Origin of the sequence: Pseudomonas sp. 3-2 (assembly GCF_019710535.1) — a bacterium.
GTDB classification, from domain to species: Bacteria; Pseudomonadota; Gammaproteobacteria; order Pseudomonadales; family Pseudomonadaceae; genus Aquipseudomonas; species Aquipseudomonas pharyngis.
In genome coordinates, this window is the sequence record NZ_CP081200.1 from 4,260,725 (window position 1) to 4,282,334 (window position 21,610).

Sequence of the window (21,610 nt, forward strand, 5' to 3'; positions counted from 1 at the left end):
TCCGGGGCCCGCTCGGGTCCCGTCAGGCCTTGGGTTTGACCCGCTCACGCAGGTACTCGATAACGGCCTGCCGCTCCCCCGCAAACTCGATCCGCCCGCCCTTCTTCTCGCGCTGAAACACATACATCGGGTCGTAATACTCACGCAGCAAACCTTCGATCCACGCGCGGTGCAACTCCACCGCCCCGCTGCGGCCCTGCTCCGCCAGCGCCTCTTCCATCAACCCCCGCATCCGTCGATGCCGCTCGCCGCCCAAGCGCTTGTGCACGTTGTCGAGGCTTTCCAGCAAGCGCTCGCAAAACCGCGCGAAACCCTCGTCGCCATGCACAGCCTGAAACTCGGCAGACAAATCCACCACGTAATCGCGCAGGATTCGCTCGACGCGCTGCTCGAAACGATCTTCCAGCCAGACCATCGAGTATTGCTGCATGCCCTGATACAGCGGCAAGGGCAGCGCGCAGCTCCCCACAACCCGGCTCTCATCCTCCAGCACAAATTGATCGATGCCGGCGGCACGCTTTTTCAGGAAGTCGATGGCCAGCCGGTTCTCGAAATCGATGTTCGACGGCTGACCGGTGGCGCGTTTGCCGAAACTCGAGCCCCGGTGATTGGCATGGCCTTCCAGATCCACACTGTTGCGCAGTTGCACCAGCACTTCGGTCTTGCCGGTGCCGGTCATGCCGCCCAGCAGTACGAAATCACAGTCGGCCAAGGTTGATTCGAGGGTGTCGATCAGAAAACCCCGCAGCGCCTTGTAGCCACCGCCGATACGCGGGTAATCGATGCCGGCTTCCGACTTCAGCCACTGCTGCACGACTTGCGAACGCAGGCCGCCACGAAAGCAATACAGATAACCCTCGGGATGCGTCCGGGCAAACGCCGCCCAAGCCTGGAGCCGTTCGGCCTTCACCGCGCCGGAGACCAGTTGATGGCCCAGTTCGATGGCGGCCTGCTGCCCGTGATGCTTGTAGCAAGTGCCGACCCGCTGCCGCTCGATGTCGTTCATCAGCGGCAGATTGACTGCCCCGGGAAACGCGCCCTTGTGAAACTCGACCGGCGCACGGGCGTCCATCAGCGGGCGGTCGTTGAGGAAGATGTCGCGGTAGTCGGTGAAGTCGGCGGTCATCAATTCACCTCGACCGCGTGGCTCTGTCGCGCGATCAATTCACCGACCGGCTCAAGCGCGAGGCCGAGTTCGGCAGCGACGGCGAGAAATTCGGCATTGCCTTCGGGGGTCACGGCCACCAGCAGCCCGCCGCTGGTCTGCGGGTCGCACAGCACGCGCTTGTGCAATTCCTGCACTCGCCCGACGCGGCTCGAATAACTGTCGAAGTTGCGCAAGGTGCCGCCGGGCACGCAGCCCTGTTCGAGGTAGTACTCGATGCTCGAAAGCCGCGGCACCCGGTCATAAAAAACCCGCGCCGTCAGGTGACTGCCGTCGGCCATTTCCACCAGATGCCCGAGCAGGCCAAACCCGGTGACGTCGGTCATGGCGGTGACCCCGGCCAGTTTGCCGAAACGGCTGCCGGGCTTGTTCAGCGTACACATCCAGTCCCGGGCCACGCCGATGTCGTCGGGGCGCAGCTTGCCCTTTTTTTCCGCCGTGGTGAGGATGCCGATGCCCAGCGGTTTGGTCAGGTACAGCAGGCAACCGGCGGTAGCGGTGTCGTTGCGTTTCATGAAGCGCTTTTCCACCAGCCCGGTGACGGCCAGACCGAAAATCGGCTCCGGCGCATCGATCGAATGCCCGCCGGCCAGCGGAATCCCCGCTTCATCGCACACCGCACGACCACCGCGAATCACCTCCCGCGCCACTTCCGGCGCCAGCACGTTGACCGGCCAGCCGAGGATCGCAATCGCCATCAACGGATCACCGCCCATGGCGTAGATGTCGCTGATGGCATTGGTGGCGGCGATCCGGCCGAAGTCGAACGGGTCGTCGACGATCGGCATGAAGAAATCCGTGGTCGAGACCACCCCGCGCTCGGCATCGATTTCATACACCGCCGCGTCATCGCGCGACGCGTTGCCGACCCACAGTTTCGGATCGAGGTTCTGCGCCCCGCTGCCGGCCAGAATCACCTCCAGCACCTTGGGCGAAATCTTGCAGCCACAACCGGCGCCGTGGCTGTATTGGGTCAGACGGATGGGCTCGGTCATGGGGGCAATCTCCGGGAGGCAGTGGGAGGGATTTTAGCAGAGGGGTCGGCGGGCAAAAAAAACCGCCCTTACGGGCGGCTGAAGTGCTTCGCTCCTGAATCAGAACCCGAGACTGAAGCTGATGGTCATCGCATGGTCGTTGCTCTCGTTCGACAGCTGCCCCGAATAGCCGATGCCGAGTTTACCGGTCGGGCTGATCTGGAAGTCCACGCCCGCTTCGACCACCGCACTGTCCTTGGCAATCGGCACGCCCTGGGTGTTGAACGAGGCGCCGCCGTCGATGAAGGTCAGGTCGGCGTCAGGCTTGGTTTCACCGAAGGCATGCCGCCAGCCGAGGGCCGCGCGCGGAGTGAATTGCCCGCCGTTGGCCAGGGTGATGACCTTGCCGGCGCGCACGCCCAGGGTCGAGAAGGTGATGTCCTGATCGGACTCGGCGCGCAGGCGCCCCACCCCGCCTTTCTCCTTGGCCTTGTCGCTGTCGTAGTTGACGTAGGCCAGACCGGCGAACGGTTCCAGGGCAATCCCGGCCGCTTCGATGGCATAGCCGACTTCACCGAACACCTGGGCGCTGCGGGCGTCGTAATTGGCTTTCAACCGATCGTTGTAGGCGCCGACGCTGACGTCGCGTTTGGTCTCGATGTCGTGCCAGCTGTACGCCGCACCAAGGCGCACCGCCAGGGCATCGAATTGCGAGTTGAGGTACGCCGCCAAGTGGTAGCTCTCGACCGTGGCATCCGAGCGACGATCATGGGCATCCAGATCGCTGCGGGTGTAGCCGGCGGCCATGCCGACGCGCCATTGGTCGTCGAGCTGCTTGTCGGTGCCGAGCATGAAGCCGCTCAGGTTGCGATCCAGCTTCGCACTGTTGCTGTTGCCATCCGACTCGCCCCAGGCGCCGAGTGCGCGGGCCCAGCCGACCATTTCGCCGTGGCAACCGTTGCTGCTCAGCTGGTTGTCGCTCGGGGCCAGGGCGCGGCGTGGATCGTCCGGCGCACTGCACGATGGCTGGCGCATACGGTCGTTGACCGCGTCCCGCACGTAGCGCGAATCCTCGAGGATCGCGCTGGCGGTGCTGGCATGGATTTCCCCCGACAGGCTGTCGAAGGCGTTACGTGCGCCCGCCACGCTGAGGTTGATGATTTCGGCCTGCAACGCGCTGCCCGCCGCGCCGTTACGCATCAACGCCGAAGCGGTGTTGCGCTGGTTGCGGGTGGCGGCGACGTCGACGAACGAGTTGCCGTTGCGGCTGACCACCAGGTTCACCGCGTTCGGGTCATACACCAGCGCCGTGTCGAGGAACGCATATTGCGGCAGGTCGGCGGCGCTGAAGGTGCCGGTCACTCCGCCACCGGCGGTGATCAGCGAGTACACGGTATTGCCGGTGAACGGTGCCAGGCTGTTGACCTGCAGACCGCCGCCCAGGGTCGCGGTACCACCGACCGCCAGCGGTGTGGCGGTCGGCGAGCTGACGGTCAGGGCCAGCACACCGTCGGCGGCGTTGCTCAGGTTGCCGGCGACACTCAAGGTGCCAGCCTCGGCACCGGATTGCACCACGCCATGGTTGACCAACGAACCGACGCTGCCGTTACCGCTCAGCCCGGCGCCGTTGGCCACGGTGACCTGCCCGCCGAGCGAAGCCCGAGCCGAGCGGCTGCCGACCTGCAACACGCCTTGATCGACAGCCACCGTGCCACTGAACGGCTGATTACCGGTCAACAGCAGGGTTCCGGCCCCCCGCTTGGCCAATGCGCCGGTACCACTGAGCACACCGTTGAACTGACCATTGGCGTTCTGCTGGAACACCAGCAATGCGTTGTTGAGGATGTTGCCCTGCAGGCTGGTGGTATTACCGATCAGCGTACCGCCGCTGACCGTGGTCCCGCCGCTGTAGGTGTTGGCGCCGCTGAGGACCAGAGTGCCGGAGTCCAGCTTCTCGATGCCGCCACTGCCCACCAGCGGTACGGAGATTTCCGCACTGCCACCGGCATTCACCCGTACCGGCGCAAGGCTGCCGCCCGGGCCGTTGACCGGGGTCAGCGTACCGCCAGCGCCTGGAACCAGGCTGTAGCCGCTGGAGAGGAACTGCAACCCGGTGAAGTTCTGATTGCCTTGCACGGTGACCGTCCCGCTCTGCCCGCCGAACACGGCGAACTGACCGTTCGACGCCAGCGCCTGAGTACCGCTCGGATCGGTCCAGTTGGTGCCCGGCCCCCACACACCGCTGCCGCCACCGATGCTGCCGTCCGGATTGGTGGTGCCACCGTTCCAGAACTGCACTTCACCCGGGGTGTTCTGCACCAGCAGGTTGACCTGATTGGCCAGCGCGGTCTGCAGGGTCAGGTTGGCCGCCGACACCGGCAGGCTGCCGTAGACCAGACCGTTGTTGGTCAGACTGCCGCCGTAGCTGAACAGTTGATAGACCCCGGTGCCGAAGCCGCCGGCGTTGCTGATGTTCAGCGTGCCGTCGAGGGTCAGGTTGCCGGCGACGTTGACCACCGTTGTAGAACTGGCGGCCGAGCCGAGGCTGAAGTCCAGGTTGGTGCCTGAAGACAATGCCAGCGAACCCACCGACAACGGCGTTGCAGTGCCGCCGCCGGTCAGCGTCGCACCGTTGGCCAGTTGCACGGCGCCGGCGAACACGCCGCTGCCGCCGACCTTCGCCCCGCTGGCTACGTTGACGCTGGCACTGTTGAGCACACCGTTGACGTTCAGCGAACCGCCCTGCACGGCGGTGTTGCCGGTGAAGGTGTTGTTGCCGGTCAGCAGCAAGGCGCCGGTGCCGGTTTTGTTGAGTGTGCCGGCGCCGGTCAGGTTGCCGGTGTAGCTGCCGTCGCTGTTCTGCTCGAAGGTCAGCGTCGCGTTGTTGGCGATGGCGCCTTGCAGGCTGCTGGTGTCACCACGGGTGCTGCCGCCGTTCAGCGTCGTGCCGCCGCTGTAGGTGTTGGCGCCGCTGAGGACGAGGTCGCCACTGCCGTTTTTCACCAGGCTGCCGCTGCCGGTGATCGCCCCGATCAGCGTGGTGTTCTGGTTGCCGGCCAGGGTCAGTTGCGCCCCCAGGTTGATGGCGTTGGCCAGTTGCAGCGCGCTGGTGCTGTCGAGGGTGCCGTTGCCCAGCACGCTGAGGGCGCCGCTGCTGATCGCGCTGTTGTTGCCCAGGATCAGCGAGCCGCCAGACAGTTGAGTGCCACCGCTGTAAGTGTTGCTGCCGTTGAGGGTCAGGCTCGATGCGCCGGTCTTGATCAGACTGCCGCTGCCGCTGACCACACCGCCGAGAGTCAACGCGTTGGAGCCGGCGACGGTGAGTCCGCCATTGAGCACCACGGCGTTGGCCAGGCTGACCGCCGTATTGCTGTCCAGCGCCGTGCCATTGGCGGCGGTCAACACGCCGGTGCCGAGGGCCGCGTTGTTGCCGACCACGATCTTGCCGCCGTTGAGCGCAGTGCCGCCGGTGTAGCCGTTGGCCGCGTTGAGCACCAGCGTGCCGGTGTCGTATTTGCCCAGCGTGCCGGCGCCGTTGAGCGCCACGCCCACGGTCGCGGTGACGTTCGGATCGACCCGCACGGTGGCATTGCCCAGCGACCCGTTGACCAGATTCAGCGACCCGGCCGTGCCGTTCTGCAGGCTGTAGCCATCGGTGACGAACTGCATGCCCGTGATGGTTTGCGCACCGTTGACGGTGACAGTGCCCGCCGTGCCCTGGAACACCGCGAAGTTGTTGGTCCAGGCCTGATTGGTGGTGCCGTTGACGTCGGTCCAGTTGGTGGTGCCGGTACCCCAGGTGCCGCTGCCGCCATCCACCGAACCATTGGCGACAAGCTGGTTGCCGTCCCAGAACTGCACGGTAACGCCCGGTGCGGTAACCAGCAGGTTGATCTGGTTGGCCAGCGCGGTTTGCAGGGTCAGGTCGCCCGGAGTGACGCTGCCCGGCACAGTGCCGATCAGCATGCCGTTGTCGGTCAGCCCGCCGGTGTAGTTGATCAAGCGGTACACGCCGCTGCCGAATCCACCGATGTCGCTGACGTTGAGGGTGCCGTCCAGGGTCAGGTTGCCGCCGACGTTGACCAGCGGGTTGCCGCCACCGGAGACCGGTGTGCCGAGGCCGACATCGAAGTTGGAATTGGCGTTGAACACCAGCGAATTCACCGAAAGCGTGCTGCCGGTGGCGCCGGCCAGATGACCGCCATCCGCCACGGTCACGGCTCCGCCGAGCGAGCCGCCGCCGGTCAGGGTGGCGCCGCTGTTGACCAGCACACTGGCGCTGTCCAGCGAGCCGCTGACGTTCAAGGTGCCGGCGTTGACCGTGGTGTTGCCGGTCAGGCTGTTAAGGCCGGTCAGGGTCAGCGTGCCGGTGCCGAGTTTGCTCAGTTCGCCGGTGCCGGTGAGCACACCGCCGAAAATGCTGCTGGCGTTGTTGCCGCCGATGCTCAGCGTGTTACCGCCGCCGATCAGTGCGGTGCCGCTGCCGGTCAGGCTGGCGAGGCTGCCCGAACCGCCGAGGTTCAGCGTCGCGGCATTGCCGAGATTGACTCCGGCGTTGCTGCCCAGTGCCGAGTTGCCCAGGGTGGTCAGGCTGCCGGACTGCACGTCGAAGGTGCCGCTGAAGGTGTTGTTGCCGGACAGCGTCAGGTCGGCCAGACCGTTCTTGGTCAGGGTGCCCGCCCCGGCGATCACGCCGCCAAGCGTCAGGTTGTTGTTGCCGGCCACGCTGAGGTTGGCATTGACGTTGAGGTTGTTGGCCAGCACCACCGGCGCCGTGGTGTCGAGGGTCGACGCGCCCGCCACGGTCACCGCGCCGGAACCCAGGCTCGCCGCGGTGCCAAGGGTCACGGTGCCGGCGTTCAGCGTGGTGCCGCCGCTGTAGGTGTTGATACCGTTGAGGGTCAGGTTAGAGGCGCCGTTCTTGATCAAACCGCCAGTGCCGCTGACCACGCCGCTGAGGGCCACGTCGCTGTTGCCGGTGTTGGTCAGGTTGGCGTTGAGCACCACGTTGTTGCCCAGCGACACCGAAGTGTTGCTGTCCAGCGCCGAAGCACCGGCCACCGTCAGGTTGCCCAGACCGAGGGCGCCGTTGCTGCCGGCGGTCAGGGTGCCGGCGTTGAGGGTGACGCCGCCGAGGAAGTTGTTGGCCCCGCTCAGGATCAGGTTGGCCGCGCCATTCTTGGTCAGGCTGCCGGCGCCGTTGATCGCACCGCTGAGTGTCAGATCGTTGCTGCCGACGATGCCGAGGTTGCCCGCCAGGTTGATCGCGTTACCCGCCGTGACAGCACTGCTGGCATCCAGGGTAGTGCCGTTCGCCGCGTTCAAAGTGGCCGAACCCAGCGCGCTGTTCGACGCCAGAACCAGTCCGCCCGCGTTCAATGCCACCGGGCCGAGGAAGGCGTTGTTGCCGCCAAGGGTCAGGTTGGCCGAGCCGTTCTTGATCAGCCCGCCGGTGCCGTTGATCACACCGTTAAGGGTCAGCGCGTTGCTGCCAACGATCGTCAGGTTACCGTTGAGCGTGGCCGCGTTGGCCAGGGTCACGGCGGTGTTGCTGTCCAGTTGCGTGCCGGCATTGGCGATCAACGCACCGCTGCCCAGCGCGGTGTTGCTGCCGACCACGATTTTGCCGCCATCGAGTTGCGTGCCGCCGGTGTAGCTGTTGGCGCCATTGAGCACCAGGGTGCCGCTGTCGAGCTTATTGAGAATGCCGCTGCCGTTGATGTTCACGCCGACTGTGGCGGTCACGCCCGGATCAACGCGCATCGCCGTGGTGCCGCCGGCGCCGTTGACGGCGGTCAGCAGTCCCGAGGTACCGTTGACCACGTTGTAGCCATCGGTGAGGAACTGCATGCCGGTGAACAGTTGCGTGCCGTTGACCGATACCGTACCGGCCGTGCCCTGAAATACCGCGAAGTCGCCGGCCCAGGTCTGATTGACCAGACCATTGGCGTCGGTCCAGTTGGTGCCGGCGCCGTTCCAGGTACCGCTGCCGCCATCGACAGTGCCGTTGGCGATGGTCTGGCTGCCGTCCCAGTAACGAATGTCCGAATTCGGCGCCGAGACCTGAATGTTGATCTGATTGGCGACCCCGGTCTGCACCACCAGATCGCCCAGCCCATAACCGACCGGCACGCTGGCAACGTCCAGGCCCAGATTGGTCAGGGCACCGGTGTAGTTGAACAGACGATACACACCGACGCCGAAACCACCGGCATCGGTGACGTTGAGATTACCGTCGAGAGTGAGGTTGCCGCCGACGTTCATCAGCGACGTGGTCGATGGCGTCCCCAGCGCCGCATCGACATTGCTGCCGGCCGCGAGCGTCAACGAGCCGGCCGACAGTGTATTACCCGACGACAGGGCCAGGTGACCGCCGCTGTTGATGGTCATCGCGCCGAGTGCCGAACCGTTACCGGTGAGGGTGCCGCCGGTATTGACGTTGACCTGGGCACTGGCCAGCGAACCGCTGAGGTTCAGGGTGCCGCCGTTGACGGCGGTGTTGCCGACGATGCCGTTGATCCCGGTCAGGTTCAGGGTACCGGTGCCGACCTTGGTCAGACCGCCGTTGCCGCTGAGATCACCGTCGAAGGTGCTGGTGCTGCTCACCCCGCCCACGGTGAGGGTATTGCCGCCACCGATCTGCACGCTGCCGCTGCCGCTCAGGCCGTCGAGGCTGGCGCTGCTGCCGAGGTTGAGGCTGGCGCCAGCGCTGATGTTGGCGCCGGAGGTGTTGCCCAGCGCCCCGCTGCTCAGGGTGGTGACGCTGCCGGCGGCAATGTTCAGCGCGCCGGTGAAGGTGTTGGTGCCGCTGAGGGCCAGGTCGTCCAGACCGGTTTTGGTCAGGCTGCCGGCGCCGTCGATCACGCCGCTGAGGGTCAGGCCGTTGTTGCCGGCCACCGTCAACCCGGCATCGAGGGTGATGTTGTTGCCGAGGGTGAAAGCGCTGCTGTTGTCCAGCGTCGCGGCGCCACCGACGGTGAGCGTGCCGCTGCCCAATGCGCCGGGCGCGCCGACGGTCAGGGTGCCGGCGTTGAGGGTGGTGCCGCCGCTGAAGGTGTTGGTGCCGTTGACGGTCAGGTTGGCCGCCCCGTCTTTCACCAGTTGGCCGGTGCCACTGAGCACGCCGCCCAGGGTCAGGTTCTGCGTGCCGCCGACGCTCAATGCCGCATTGAGCACGACTGCGTTGGCCAGGCTGACCAGCGGCGAACTGCTGTCGAGGGTGGCCGCACCGCCCACCGTCAAGGCGCCGGTGCCGAGCGCCGAGCTGTTGCCGACCGTCAGCGTACCGGCGTTCAGAGTGGTGCCGCCGGCGTAGGTGTTGGTGCCGTTGAGGCTCAGGTTCGCGGCACCGTCTTTCACCAGGCTACCGGCGCCGGCGACGGTTCCGGTGAGGGTCAGATCCGCGCTGCCGCCCACATTGAGCGCCCCGGCGAGGTTGACCTGGTTGCCCAGAGTGACGGCGGTATTGGTATCCAGCGTGGTGCCGGCCGCCGCGTTCAGCGCACCGCTGCCCAGTGCGGTATTGCTGCCGACGATCAGTTTGCCGGCGTTCAGCGCGGTGTTGCCGAAGTAGGTGTTGGCGCCGTTGAGGATCAGATCGGCCGGGCCGCTTTTGGTCAGGCCGCCGAAACCTGAGACCACACCCGCGAGGGTCAGCGCGTTACTGCCGCCAATGGTCAAGTTGCCGCCGAGGTTGACGTTGTTGGCCAGGCTGGTCGCGGTGCTGGCATCCAGTGTGGTGCCGTTGGCGGCGTTAAGGATGCCGGTGCCGAGGGCAGTGTTGGAGCCGACGACCAGGGTCCCGGCGTTCAGCGAAGTAGCGCCGGTGTAGGTGTTGTTGCCGGTCAGGGTCAGGGTCGAAGCACCGGTCTTGATCAGGTTGCTGCCGCCGCTGATCACACCGCCCAGAGTCAGCGGGTTGGCGCCGCCGGTGGTGAGGTTGGCGTTCAGCGCGATGGCGTTGTTCAGCGTCGCATTGGCGCTGCTGTTGAGCGTGCCGCCCGCCCCGCCCACGGTCAGCGTGCCGGTGCCGAGCGCCGCGCCGTTGCCGACGGTCAGGCTGCCGGCGTTGAGCGCGGTGCCGCCGGTGAAGGTGTTGGCGCCGTTGAGGGTCAGGTTGGCCGTGCCGTTCTTGATCAACTGGCTGGCGCCGCTGAGCACGCCTCCGAGGGTCAATGCACTGCTGCCGCCGATCGCCAGATTATTGTTGAGAATGACGTTGTTGTTCAGCGTCACCGCGGTATTGCTGTCGAGAGTCGCCGCGCCGCCGACGGTGATATTGCCACTGCCCAGCGCAGCGTTGGCACCCGCTGTGATGGTGCCCGCGTTCAACGCAACAGCACCGAGGAACGTATTGGTGCCGTTGAGAATCAGGTTCGCCGCGCCGTTCTTGGTCAGCCCGCCGCTGCCGCTGACCACGCCGCCGAGGGTCAGGTTGGCGCTGCCACCGATGTTCAGGTTACCGCCGAGGGCGACGGCGTTGCTCAGCGCCACGGCGGTGCTGGCATCGAGGGTGGCGCCCGCTGCCGTGGTCAGTGCGCCGGTGCCCAGCGCGGTGTTGGAGCCGACGATCAGCGTCCCGGCATTCAGTGCCGTGCCGCCGGAGAAGGTGTTGTTGCCGCTGAGGGTCAGGTTCGCGGTGCCGTTCTTGATCAGGTTGCCGGCGCCGCTGATGACGCCGCTCAAGCCCAGTGCCTGAGTACCGCCAATGGTCAGATCCGCCGCCAGCGCCACCGCATTGGCCAGCGTCACGGCGGTGGTCGCATCCAACGTAGTGCCGGCCGCTGCGTTCAAGGCGCCCGTGCCGAGGGCGGTGTTGCTGCCGACGAGCAAGCTGCCGCCATTGAGCGCGGTGGTGCCGCTGTTGGTGTTGTTGCCGGTCAGGGTCAGGCTGGCGCTGCCGCTCTTGGTGATCGCGCCGGTGCCGGAGACGATGCCGGCCAGGGTCAGGGCATTGCTGCCGAGCACGTTCAACGCACCGGTGATGCCGACGTTATTGGCCAGGGTCACGTTGCCGGTGCTGTCGAGGCTGGTGCCGTTGCTGGTGTTGAGCACCCCGGTGCCCAGGGCGTTGTTGTTGCCGACGCGCAAGGTGCCGGCGCTGAGGCTGGTGTTCCCGGTGTAGGTGTTGATACCGTTGAGGGTCAGGCTGCCGCTGCCGGTCTTGGTCAGGTTGCTGGCGCCGCTGATCACCCCGCCCAGGGTCAGCGCACCGGTGCCGGTTGCGGTCAGGGTGCTGTTGAGCGTGATCGCGTTGGCCAGCGAAATCGGCGTCGTTGCCGAGATGCTCGAAGCGCCGCCAACGGTGATGCCGCCGGTGCTGAATGCCGAGTTATTACCCACTAGCACTGTGCCGCCGTTGAGCACCGTGTTGCCGGTGTAAGTGTTGATGCCGTTGAGGTTGAGCTGACCGCTGCCGATCTTGGTCAGGCCGCCAGTACCGGAAATCACGCCGTTGAGGGTCGTGCCGTTGATGCCCTGCAGGGTCAGGCCACCGGCGCCCAGACTGATCTGGTTGGCCAGCGACAAACCGGCATTGCTGGCCTGAAGAATCCCGCCGTTGGACGTCAGCACACCGCTGCCGAACGCGGCGTTGTCGTTGAACTGCGCGACACCGCCATTGAGTGTGGTCGCCCCGCTGACCAACGGCCCCTGCAAGGTCCAGGTGCCGCTGTTGAGGGTCAGGTTGTTGAAGTTGACGTAGGTCGCGCTGGACGCGGTGCCGGTCCCGGTGACGCCACCACCGACGCCGATCGGGTTTTGCAGGATCAGCGTGTTGGTGCCCCCCGCGCCGCCATCGATGGTGCCGGTCGGGGCGAAGGTCAGGTTGATGCCGACCAGGCCACCGAGGCCGACGGACACTTGCACACCGTCACCGACGTTAACGCTGGAACCGGTGATCGCGTAGAAGGTGTTGGTGCTGCCCGCACCCATCGACACACCGCCGGTGATGTTACCGGCGTTGGTGAAGGTGTTGCCTGCTGCCGACGTCTCGAACGCGATCCGGCCGTTGATCGTGCCGCTGGCACTGTTGGTCATGTTGACTTGCGAACCGCCATACACCCCGACCACCGGGGTATCGGCCAGGGTGATGCCGCCGACCGAGAGCCCGGTGGACGTAATGGTGCCGTCGTTGGTGATACTGGTGGTGCCCCCCGCCGCATTGTTAACGCCGATGGCCAGGCCGTCGATGCTGGTCAGATTGAGGCCGAGCAACATCCCGGTGCCGCGCATGATTCCGCTGGCATTGTTGACCACGCTGACCGTACTGGTCGCGCCGGTGCCGATGAATGCACCGCCACTGAGGACCGAAACCAGACCCAGCAATGCCGGGTCGAGGGTGCCGGAGTTGTTCAGGTTGATGTTGACCCCGGTCAGGCTGAGCACCTTGCCGCCGAGGGTGGCGTTCATCTGCGCGCCGGAGTTGACGTTGACCGTCAGACCGTTGGTAGCACTGCTGAAATTGTTCAGAAACAGCGGCAGGCTCGGCACACCGGTACAGGTGACCGTCGAACCGGCCGTGGAACACGTGGCCAACGCTGGAGTGCTCATCCCGCCGAACAGAAAGCCGGCGACACTCAGATGCACGGCGAGGGAAAGTGGGGAAAAACGCGAAACGAGGGCGACACCAAACCTTGCTTCCACGGGCTACTCCTTTCGTGGCCGATTTCGTCCTTGAAGGCGTGTAACAGCTGCAAGATCCAACACGCGTATCAAGCGTATGACGGTCATCAGATAAACCGTCCTATTCCAGACACACGCTAGTTGATGCCCTGCGATGGGACACCGGTTAAATAGTGTTAATACTTTTGTGCGATAAGGCCCTGCGTCGATACTTCCGGCTGTTCTGAGCAAGGGCTTGAGGATGATTTGAGGCGCTTTTGAGGGGAGTTGACCGAGTCGCCAGGTAATCCCACCAATCAATCGATTTTTCAGCCACTTGAGAAACTGGTACGGCTTATGCAAACGTTTGCGAGTCGCTGTTGACCGCCTTTTCGTTACAAAACCGTACAGGCCCCATAATCCGGGTCTTGATCCGCAAAAAGGACTTTGAATGCACGCTTCTTCCTGCCACCGCCTTCGCGGTGCGCGCACTTTTGCTGTTTCCCTGCTACTGGCCGGCGTTACCGGAGTTCTCAGCCACACCGCGCTGGCGCAACCTGCCCTGCCGGATGAATCCGCCCAGGGTGAAGCCCTCAGCTCCGAAGCCAGCCCGCCAAAAAAAGGCGCGTACCTGTCGGACTGGTACAACCAGGACCTGATGCTGATCGGCAGCAAGGACATCAGCTTCGGCCCGCAACCGGCCGACGACATCTACCTGGAATATGAATACTTCGGACGCAAGGGCCCGTTCGAGCTGTACGGCTACATCGACATCCCGAAGATCTTCAACATCGGCAACAGCCACGACAAAGGCGTGTGGGATCACGGCTCGCCGGTGTTCATGGAGCACGAGCCGCGCATCTCCATCGACTACCTCGCCGGTCGCAGCCTGGCCATCGGGCCGTTCAAGGAATGGTACGTGGCGTTCGACTGGATCTACGATCACGGCAGCCGCAAAGAGAACCGCGCCAACACGCTCTACAGCGGTTTCGGCACCGACATCGACACCCATTCAAGGGTCAATCTGTCGGCCAACCTGTACGGGCGCTACCAGTGGGAAAACTACGGCGCCAGCAACGAATATTCGTGGGACGGCTACCGCGCGCAACTCAAGTACATCGTGCCGATCGACACATTCAGCAACGGCGCCTCGCTGACCTACATCGGCTTCACCAACTTCGATTTCGGCTCGGACCTGCACAAGGACAACCCGGCGCGCACCGCCAATGCCACCGTGGCGACCAACGTCTTGCTGTACTCGTTCACCCACCTGCGCTTCACCCTGGTCGGCCGTTATTTCCACAACGGCGGCAACTGGGAGGACGGCAGCGAGCTGAACTTCGGCGACGGTAATTTCCGTGCGCGTTCCAATGGCTGGGGGTATTACGCGGGGGTTGGGTATCAGTTCTGATGCGATTGCAAACCCGCCAAAAAAATGTGGGAGCTAGCCTGCTAGCGATGGCGTCAGCACAGTCAATATTTTCTTCGACTGAACAAGCGCTTTCGCTAGCAGGCTAGCTCCCACAGGGTTTGTCACTATTTCTGAAGACTCAAGGAATCAGAATGACCTTGTCGCCACTGCCCTGATTCACATCGGCATACCGCGCCAGCCCTTCGGCCAGCGGCGCTTCGACAAGCCCTTGCGGCAGTGGCAGCAGGTCTTCGTCGAAGAACCGGCCGAACTGTTCCAGCATCGCCGCGCAGGCTTCAACGCCATACAGCAACGAGTTGATGCCGACCACCGAACCGCCCTTGCGATACAGCGCTAGCGCCGGCAGTTGCACATGCCCATCGACTGGCGCGGCGATGATCGCGATCCGGCCGAAGGTCGCCAATGCCGCCACCGAAGCCGGCAGCCAGAAACCGGTGGTGTCGAAGATCACGTCGGCGCCGCCGCGATACACCGCGTTGACCTGCGCACCCAGATCCTCGGGTTTATCCAGCTGAATCGTCTGATAACCCTGCGCCTGCAAATCCTTGACCTGCTCCGGCCGCCGCGCCGCCGCCAGCAACTGCGCACCGCGCACTTTGGCCAGCGCCAGCGCCGCCGTCGCCACCGCCCCGCCGCCGATCACCAGCAAACGGGTTTCGGCACTGACCAGGCTGCGCTCCAACGCATCCCACGCCGTGGTGTAAGGCACGCCGAGGCTGGCGGCCTGGGTGAAACTCAAATGCGAAGGCTTGTGCGCCACGCCATTGGCCGGCAGTTTGACGAACTGTGCGTGGGAGCCGTCGGCGAAGAAGCCCAGCTCACGCCCGGTGCCCCAGACCTCCTGACCGATCAACGCCTGCGGACCTTCGACCACGACACCGGCAAAGTCCCGACCGGGAATACGCGGCAGCGTGGTGTACGGGAAACGCCCGAGCACGTTCTTCACGTCGCTGGGATTGAGACCAGCAGCCTTGATCTGCACCAGCACCTCGTCAGCGCCCGGCACCGGCGTCGGCACCTCGACCAAGCGCAGGGACGACAGGTCGCCGGTTTTATCGAATTGCAGTGCTTTCATGGAAATCTCCGAAAGAAAAAGACAGGACTCAGGACAGCCAGCCACTGACCAGTTGCCGACCCATCGGCCACAACTGCTCGCCCGCCAGCATGCCCAGCAGACCCACCAGCGCGATGGCCGGCGGCGCCGGAGAACGGACATCCAGCGCGCCATACAGCAGGCCGACACCCAGACCGACGGCCAGTGAAATCAGGTAATTCATGGGATCACTCCGCCACAAAAGGAATGGGCAAAGTCTAGGGAAAGGCGGCGACCGGCATCGGCCAAGGACTTCTGAATTTCGGCCAAATCACCGGAAGGCACCGCTTCCCTTGTGAGAGCTGCGGTGCGACGATTCGATTTGCCGGCGATAGCGGTACATCTGCCGTAAATGTATCGACTGGCACGACGCCTTCGCGGGCAAGCCCGCTCCCACATGGGTTTTATGGTGTCAGGAGGAAGTCGTGCTGAATTGCGAAGGGGCGACACCCAGTTCCCGGCGGAACATGTCGCTGAAACTGCTCGGCGAATAACCCAGCTCGCGGGCAATCGCGCTGACCGGCACACCCTGGATCAACTCCGCCACTGCCGTCGCCAATTGCACCTGACGCCGCCATTCGGCAAAGCCCATGCCCAGCCCTTCCTTGAACAACCGTGCAAGCGTACGCACGCTGGCCCCGGCGTTTTCGGCATGCTGCTCGAAAGGAATATCCAGCGACGGCGCGGCCATCACCGCCTGACACAGGCTCATCAGCCGCCGGTCGGCATCGTCCGGCAGCGGGATCTTCAGCTGTGAACGCCTTGCGCGTTTCAGCTCCAGCAGCGCCAGTCCGACCAGCGCCTCGTAATAGTCCGGATCGCCGCTGTCGCCCTCTGCCACCAGCCCGACAATCAACTCACGCAGCAAACCGCCGACCTCGATCACCTGCACCGTCTCATCCAGCGTCGCCGCCAGCGCCGGGCGCAAGTAGATATTGCGCATCTGCAAATCCGACACCACCCGAATCCCATGCGGCACCCCCGGCGGCAACCACACCGCCCGCTGCGGCGGCACCACCAGCGCCTCGTGGGGCGTCTCGACCCACATCACCCCGCTCATCGCGTACAGCAACTGCCCCCACACATGCTCATGCGGCTCGATGAACAACCCACGCGGATACGTACGCGCCAGCGGCTGCACCGGCACATCGGTATCACTCAGATCAGGGGGCGCAGCGAGGGCCATGGCGAACATTCATCGGGGTTGGTGAGAGCGCCATGGTAACCAGTGCGCCTCGTTCCTTGCCATTGATAGATACCGTCGGACAATCCGAGTGAATTTTCCCGCAGCCCAGCGATCCTTCTATTACCACAGGGAGGAAGATGGGCTTTATGAACAACGCAAAACTGTACGTCATCGATTACACCCTTCACGGCACGCCAAAGTCGTTCATTATCCGCTCGGACAAAATGGACAACACCGAGGCGTGGCACTGGGCAAGCTGCGACGCAGGGGTCGGCCGCATCCCCCGTTTTGGCCGGGAGAAAGTGCAAAAGACCAGCAAGCCGATGGCAGAAAAATTCGGCGTGGAAAACGTCACATGGCGACCGGCCAGCTAAGCTTGCGCGCAGGCGGGGACACTTTTGGGGGAACTCACATGACAACCATCAACAGCCCGGCACACCTGGACTACGGCCTGGACACCCTGTTCGGTCGCATCACCAAAAGCGTCGACTGCCCGGTTGGCCTGGAACCCGTCGAAAACGACCCCTACCGCTTCGCCCTGCGCGTCCCGGCGCCCTTGCCGGAAGACCTTGAACAGGCCAAGACCATCGTCGTCAACGTCGAAGGCCGCCGCCTGCACGGCAACGTCCGCCACACCGAACGCCTGGACGACGACAGTCTGAAACTGGAAGTGGAGCCCGACTAGGCTCCACCTTTTCAATACCCAGGATTACTTGGGATGCGCACACTGACACCCCTTGCCCGAACACTCCTCACCACTCTTGTGATGATGCGCACAAGCCTCACAGCAATAATGCTTCCCGTGCGCCACATAAGAATGTTCACCCTCCTTGATCGTGCAACGACATCCCGGACAATCGCATTTTCTATCTGCCATGAAACAGACTCCTCTGGTGGTGGTTGTCTGAGGCCGAAAGAACAAGCCGTGCTACCAGTGTAGAAGGTGCTGGTCACGATGAGCGTTAGCTCGAGTACCGCTTTTGACGTACCGGCCCCATCGGCAGGCTGAGTGGAGGGATTTATCCGGGGGTGGGAGCGCAGCGACCGTGCGGCGAAGCCGCATGCATCGAGAGGAGGTGCAGCGAAGCAAACCGTAGGCGATGCCCCCGGATGAATCCCGGAACGAAGGAACCCCGAGCCCCAGCGAGCGGGCCGTACGCCGGGGCCCAGACCTTTGGTTACTTTGGGCTGGGCCGGCATTCCGGCGTTTGCCAAAGTGACTCGCTGTAAGAGCGAAACCGCCAGCGGCCGCACCCGAAGAAACGGATATGCACTCAATAACCCTGGAACCTGGTCGGCCCAACGGCCGCCGCGTTCAATCAGCCTGACGCACGCTACTGCGATACATGAACACCAACGCCAGCCCCAAACAAACCATCGCCAAAACCCGACTCGAAGACAACTCAATAGCGGGATTCCCCAACCAGCCAAAATTATCAATCAACATCCCCATCCCCAACTGCCCGACAATCACCGCCACCGTCGCCACAGCCGCACCAACGCGCGGCACTGCACCAACCATGACCATCATATAAACCACCCCAAACAGCGCACCGCTAAGCTGCCACTTCGGCACCTCCAGCAAACTCACCGCCTGAGCAGGCTCAAAAAACAAAATCAACAACCCCGTAGAAACAGCGCCGACGACAAACGTCAACAAACTGCTGCGCAGAACACCAACGGTCTCCCCCAATCGCCCATTGATCGCCGCCTGCACACTCAACACCGCACCCGCCAACACTACGACCGCCAACAAAATAACCAGACTCATCGCATCACCCTCGCGCAATCAAAACCAAAGCCGCCACAATCAACCCCAACGCCAGCCACCGCTCAGCATTGACCTTCTTGCGCGTAGCCCCAAACCACCCGAAATGGTCAATCAGCACACTCTTGCCAACCTGCCCCGACAAAATCGCAATCATCGTCATCGCAATCCCGATATGCGGCGTGGCCAGCGTCAGCACCACCACATACATCGGCCCCAGAAACCCGCCGATCAACTGCCAGCGCGGCAGATCCGTCAGCGCCGGCCCTTTCTGCGGCCCCGCAAACAGCAACAGCAAAAACAGAATCGCCGACCCAACCCCGAAAATGCTCAAGGTCGCCCACAAATGCCCGACCTGCTCACCCAACGGCCCGAGCAACCCCGCCTCCACCGACAACCCCATGCCGGCCAGGATCACCAGCGGCAACAGCAACAACCGCAAACCGGGCCGGGCGACCGGGGCCGGCGCGGCACTCACTTCATCTAACGACTGCATCTGAAAAACCTCTGAAGGAAACGATGGCGCGGATTATCGGCTGGCGCAGCTGTGCGATAAATGGGAGCATCCGGACAACACTTTTGCGCAATTCGCACAGCAGGACACAGAATGCACGGGCTCAACGAACTGGGATTCAAGGCGCTAAGACTGTTTGTGGCCGTGCTCGACCACGGCAGTTTTTCCGAAGTCGCCCGCCGCGAGGGCGTGGCGCCCTCCTCGATTTCCCGGCAGATCCAGTTGATGGAACAGGCGCTGAACCAGCAATTGCTCTACCGCCACACCCGTGCGGTGACGCCGACCGAGGCCGGGCGCATGCTCGGCCACCACGCGCGGCTGGTGCTGGTGCAACTGGAAGAAGCCGAACAGGCCTTGCAGGAACAGCACAGCGAACCGACCGGCCTGGTGCGGATCAACGCCCCGGTGGTGTTTGGTCAGCGCCATCTGGCGCCATGGCTGGGTCGTTTGTGCGAGCGTTATCCGAAGCTGCAACTGGATATCCAGCAGACCGACCACTACATCGATCCGTTGCAGGAAGGCGCCGACCTGCTGTTTCGCATCGGCCCGTTGCACGACTCGAGCATGCAGGCGCGGATCCTGGCACCGCATCGCTTTCAGGTCGCGGCCAGCCCGGCGTATCTCGAGCGTTTCGGTACGCCACAGCAGCCCGCTGACCTCGCCCGCCACCAGTGCCTGGCCTACAAGGGCGCGACCGGCCTGCAGCGCTGGTTCTTCCGGCAGGATCAGGGCGAGTGGACGCCGTATTCAGTCAAGGGCCCGATCACCGGCAACCACGCGGACACGTTGACCCAAGCCGCGGTGCAAGGCTTGGGGCTGGTGATGTTTCCGTCATGGCTGATCGGCGAGGCGGTGCGTGCGGGCACGCTGGTGCAGGTGCTGGAGGATTATCAGGTGTCGAACAGTGTCGAGCCGCAGCAGATTTCGGTGCTGTGGCCGGGGAGCCGGCGGTTGTCGGTGAAGGTGCGGACGGTGATTGATTTCTTCATGGAATGCTTCGGCGAAGTGCCCTACTGGGACAGAGCATGAGCCTTACACAAAACCCAATGTGGGAGCGGGCTTGCTCGCGAAGGCGTCGTGTCAGTCAGCCATTCTGTATCTGACACAGCGCATTCGCGGGCAAGCCCGCTCCCACAACGTTTTTGCAGCAACCTTTAAATACGGAACTGGCCCACCAGTTTGCCCAGTCGCTGGCCAAGTTCGGCCAGACTACGCGAAGTCTGCGCCCCCAACTGGGTCTCATCCGCCACGTTATCCACCGCCACCGCAATCTGATGCACGCTGCGGTTGATCTCTTCGGCCACCGCCGTCTGCTCCTCGGCGGCACTGGCAATCTGCGCGTTCATCGAATTGATGGTCGCAATCAGATCCGCCATCGCATCCAGCGATGCCCCCGCCTGATTGGCCTGGGCCGACGTGCCGTCACCCGCCTCGCTGGAACGGCGCATGGCCTCGACCGCCGACTGCGTCCCCGCCTGCAAGCGGTCGATCATTCCCTGAATTTCCTGCGTACTGATCTGCGTGCGCGAAGCCAGCGCCCGCACCTCGTCCGCCACCACCGCAAACCCGCGCCCGGCCTCGCCGGCCCGCGCCGCTTCAATCGCAGCGTTGAGCGCCAGCAGGTTGGTCTGTTCGGCGATCGAGCGGATCACCCCGAGCACGCCGACAATCGACGACACGTCCTGTTGCAAGCTATCGAGGGACACGCCGCTGCTGCGGATATCGTCCACCAGCGCATGAATCTGCTTGATGCTGCCGGCCACCACGCGCTTGGCGGTCTGGCCTTCTTCGTCGGTCTGCTGCGCGGCGACGGCGGCGTTCTGCGCGCTCTTGGCGACTTCTTGTGCGGCCGCAGACATTTCGTTGATCGCCGTGGCGACCTGATCCGTCTCGTGACGCTGACGCTCCATGGCCTGATCGGAGCGCTGGGCCTGATCCGACACTTGCGTCACCAGCCCGGTCAGTTGCGAGGTCATTTCGGTGATCTGCCGCACCAGGCCGTGGATCTTGTCGACGAAACGGTTGAACGAGCCGGCCAGTTCGCCGAGTTCGTCCTGGCTGGTGATGGTCAGGCGCCGGGTCAGGTCGCCCTCGCCCGCCGCGATGTCATCGAGGTTGGCTTTCATCAGGGTCAGCGGTCGCAGAATGGTGTTGGCCAGCAGCATCCCCGCCGCCGCGATCACCAGCAGCACCACCACCGCCACGCCGACGATGCTCAGCACCACGCCCTGCATGCGCTCCTGCACCTTGGCCTCGACCACCGCCACTTGCGCTTCGATGCCATCGAGGTTGACCGACGTACCCACCGCCATGTCCCACTTCGCCAGGTATTCGGTGTAGCCGAGTTTCGGCACCAGCACTTTCGCGTTGCCCGGCAGCGGCGAGCTGTATTGCAGGTAGTGGGAGCCGTCCTTCGCGACTTTCACCAGGTCGCGGTTGACGTAGACGCCGTTCGGGTCGCGGTTGTCCTTGAAGCTTTTGCCCACGCCTTCGGGGTCGTTGGCCTTGAACAGGCGCACGGTCTCGGAGTCGTAGCCGAAGAAGTAGCCATCCTTGCCGTACTTGATGCTCGACAGCAGTTTGATCGCTTGCGCCCGCGCCTCGGCGTCGCCGGGAGCGGCAGCGTCGTACAACGGTTTGATGGTGGTCATGGCGACGGCGACGTAGCTGGCCAGCGTAGCTTTGGCGTCGCCGAGCAAGCGTTCGCGGGTCTGCTGGACTTCATTGCGCGCCTGTTCCTGAAGGATGAACAGCGTGGTCAGGCTGATCACCAGTGCAAAGAGCAGCACCGGAAGGACGGCAAGGGACAGGACTTTAGCCTTGAGACTCAGGCGCATGGGGGCTCACTCTTTTGGTTTTATTGGCGTGGTTAAAGG

The 21,610-nt window shown here is 64.0% G+C and carries 14 protein-coding genes and 1 pseudogene; 4 read left to right on the top strand and 11 right to left on the bottom strand.

The window, feature by feature from the left end; all coding sequences use genetic code 11:
• Window positions 1-22: 22 nt before the first annotated feature.
• From mnmH to K3819_RS19240, 3 genes are all read right to left on the bottom strand, one after another.
• Window positions 23-1,126, bottom strand: coding sequence for a tRNA 2-selenouridine(34) synthase MnmH (gene mnmH / locus K3819_RS19230; RefSeq protein WP_221397726.1), 1,104 nt, complete (start codon window positions 1,124-1,126; stop codon window positions 23-25).
• Complete coding sequence (gene selD, locus K3819_RS19235) at window positions 1,126-2,160, bottom strand: selenide, water dikinase SelD (protein WP_221397727.1); 1,035 nt, start codon at window positions 2,158-2,160, stop codon at window positions 1,126-1,128. Before selD ends, mnmH begins: the two co-directional genes overlap by 1 nt.
• A 99-nt stretch (window positions 2,161-2,259) precedes the next feature.
• Window positions 2,260-12,783, bottom strand: a complete 10,524-nt coding sequence (locus tag K3819_RS19240; RefSeq protein WP_221397728.1) for an autotransporter-associated beta strand repeat-containing protein — start codon at window positions 12,781-12,783, stop codon at window positions 2,260-2,262.
• Between the two features lie 409 nt (window positions 12,784-13,192).
• Here K3819_RS19240 and K3819_RS19245 point away from each other — a divergent pair, with 409 nt between their 5' ends.
• The gene (locus K3819_RS19245) at window positions 13,193-14,152 is read left to right on the top strand and encodes a nucleoside-specific channel-forming protein Tsx (RefSeq protein WP_221397729.1); all 960 of its coding nucleotides are present in this window, start codon (window positions 13,193-13,195) and stop codon (window positions 14,150-14,152) included.
• 139 nt (window positions 14,153-14,291) lie between these two features.
• Here K3819_RS19245 and K3819_RS19250 read toward each other — a convergent pair whose 3' ends face one another.
• From K3819_RS19250 to K3819_RS19260, 3 genes are all read right to left on the bottom strand, one after another.
• Entirely contained in the window at window positions 14,292-15,248 is a 957-nt protein-coding gene (locus tag K3819_RS19250; RefSeq protein WP_085612751.1) for a zinc-binding alcohol dehydrogenase family protein, read from the bottom strand.
• 28 nt (window positions 15,249-15,276) lie between these two features.
• Window positions 15,277-15,450 (bottom strand): DUF1427 family protein, encoded by a 174-nt coding sequence (locus K3819_RS19255; protein WP_074689141.1) that lies wholly within the window; start codon window positions 15,448-15,450, stop codon window positions 15,277-15,279.
• Window positions 15,451-15,678: 228 nt separating this feature from the next.
• On the bottom strand, window positions 15,679-16,461 hold the full coding sequence (locus K3819_RS19260) for a helix-turn-helix domain-containing protein (RefSeq protein WP_221397730.1): 783 nt from the start codon (window positions 16,459-16,461) through the stop codon (window positions 15,679-15,681).
• Window positions 16,462-16,598: 137 nt separating this feature from the next.
• Between K3819_RS19260 and K3819_RS19265 the strand changes: the two genes are divergently transcribed.
• Both K3819_RS19265 and K3819_RS19270 read left to right on the top strand, forming a co-directional pair.
• Entirely contained in the window at window positions 16,599-16,826 is a 228-nt protein-coding gene (locus K3819_RS19265; protein WP_064597962.1) for a DUF6555 family protein, read from the top strand.
• Between the two features lie 38 nt (window positions 16,827-16,864).
• Window positions 16,865-17,137, top strand: a complete 273-nt coding sequence (locus K3819_RS19270; protein WP_064597964.1) for a hypothetical protein — start codon at window positions 16,865-16,867, stop codon at window positions 17,135-17,137.
• 24 nt (window positions 17,138-17,161) lie between these two features.
• On the opposite strand, the gene K3819_RS19275 is transcribed toward K3819_RS19270, so the two are convergent.
• The 3 genes from K3819_RS19275 to K3819_RS19285 all read right to left on the bottom strand — a co-directional run bounded on the left by K3819_RS19275 (window position 17,162) and on the right by K3819_RS19285 (window position 18,716).
• Window positions 17,162-17,329, bottom strand: a complete 168-nt coding sequence (locus K3819_RS19275; RefSeq protein WP_074689145.1) for a metallothionein — start codon at window positions 17,327-17,329, stop codon at window positions 17,162-17,164.
• Between the two features lie 438 nt (window positions 17,330-17,767).
• A complete protein-coding gene (locus K3819_RS19280) occupies window positions 17,768-18,223 on the bottom strand; it encodes a DMT family transporter (RefSeq protein ID WP_221397731.1) in 456 nt (151 codons plus the stop codon).
• Between the two features lie 4 nt (window positions 18,224-18,227).
• Window positions 18,228-18,716 carry a DMT family transporter gene (locus K3819_RS19285; protein ID WP_221397732.1) on the bottom strand — a complete coding sequence of 163 codons (489 nt, stop codon included), beginning with the start codon at window positions 18,714-18,716 and terminating at the stop codon, window positions 18,228-18,230.
• 111 nt (window positions 18,717-18,827) lie between these two features.
• Here K3819_RS19285 and K3819_RS19290 point away from each other — a divergent pair, with 111 nt between their 5' ends.
• Complete coding sequence (locus K3819_RS19290) at window positions 18,828-19,763, top strand: LysR family transcriptional regulator (RefSeq protein WP_085612754.1); 936 nt, start codon at window positions 18,828-18,830, stop codon at window positions 19,761-19,763.
• 125 nt (window positions 19,764-19,888) lie between these two features.
• Here the strand turns inward: K3819_RS19290 and K3819_RS29715 are convergent, their stop codons facing one another.
• Window positions 19,889-20,710, bottom strand: a complete 822-nt coding sequence (locus tag K3819_RS29715; RefSeq protein ID WP_371807413.1) for a methyl-accepting chemotaxis protein — start codon at window positions 20,708-20,710, stop codon at window positions 19,889-19,891.
• A gap of 84 nt (window positions 20,711-20,794) precedes the next feature.
• Window positions 20,795-21,571: pseudogene (locus K3819_RS29720) on the bottom strand (cache domain-containing protein); the annotation flags it as partial.
• Window positions 21,572-21,610 lie beyond the last annotated feature (39 nt).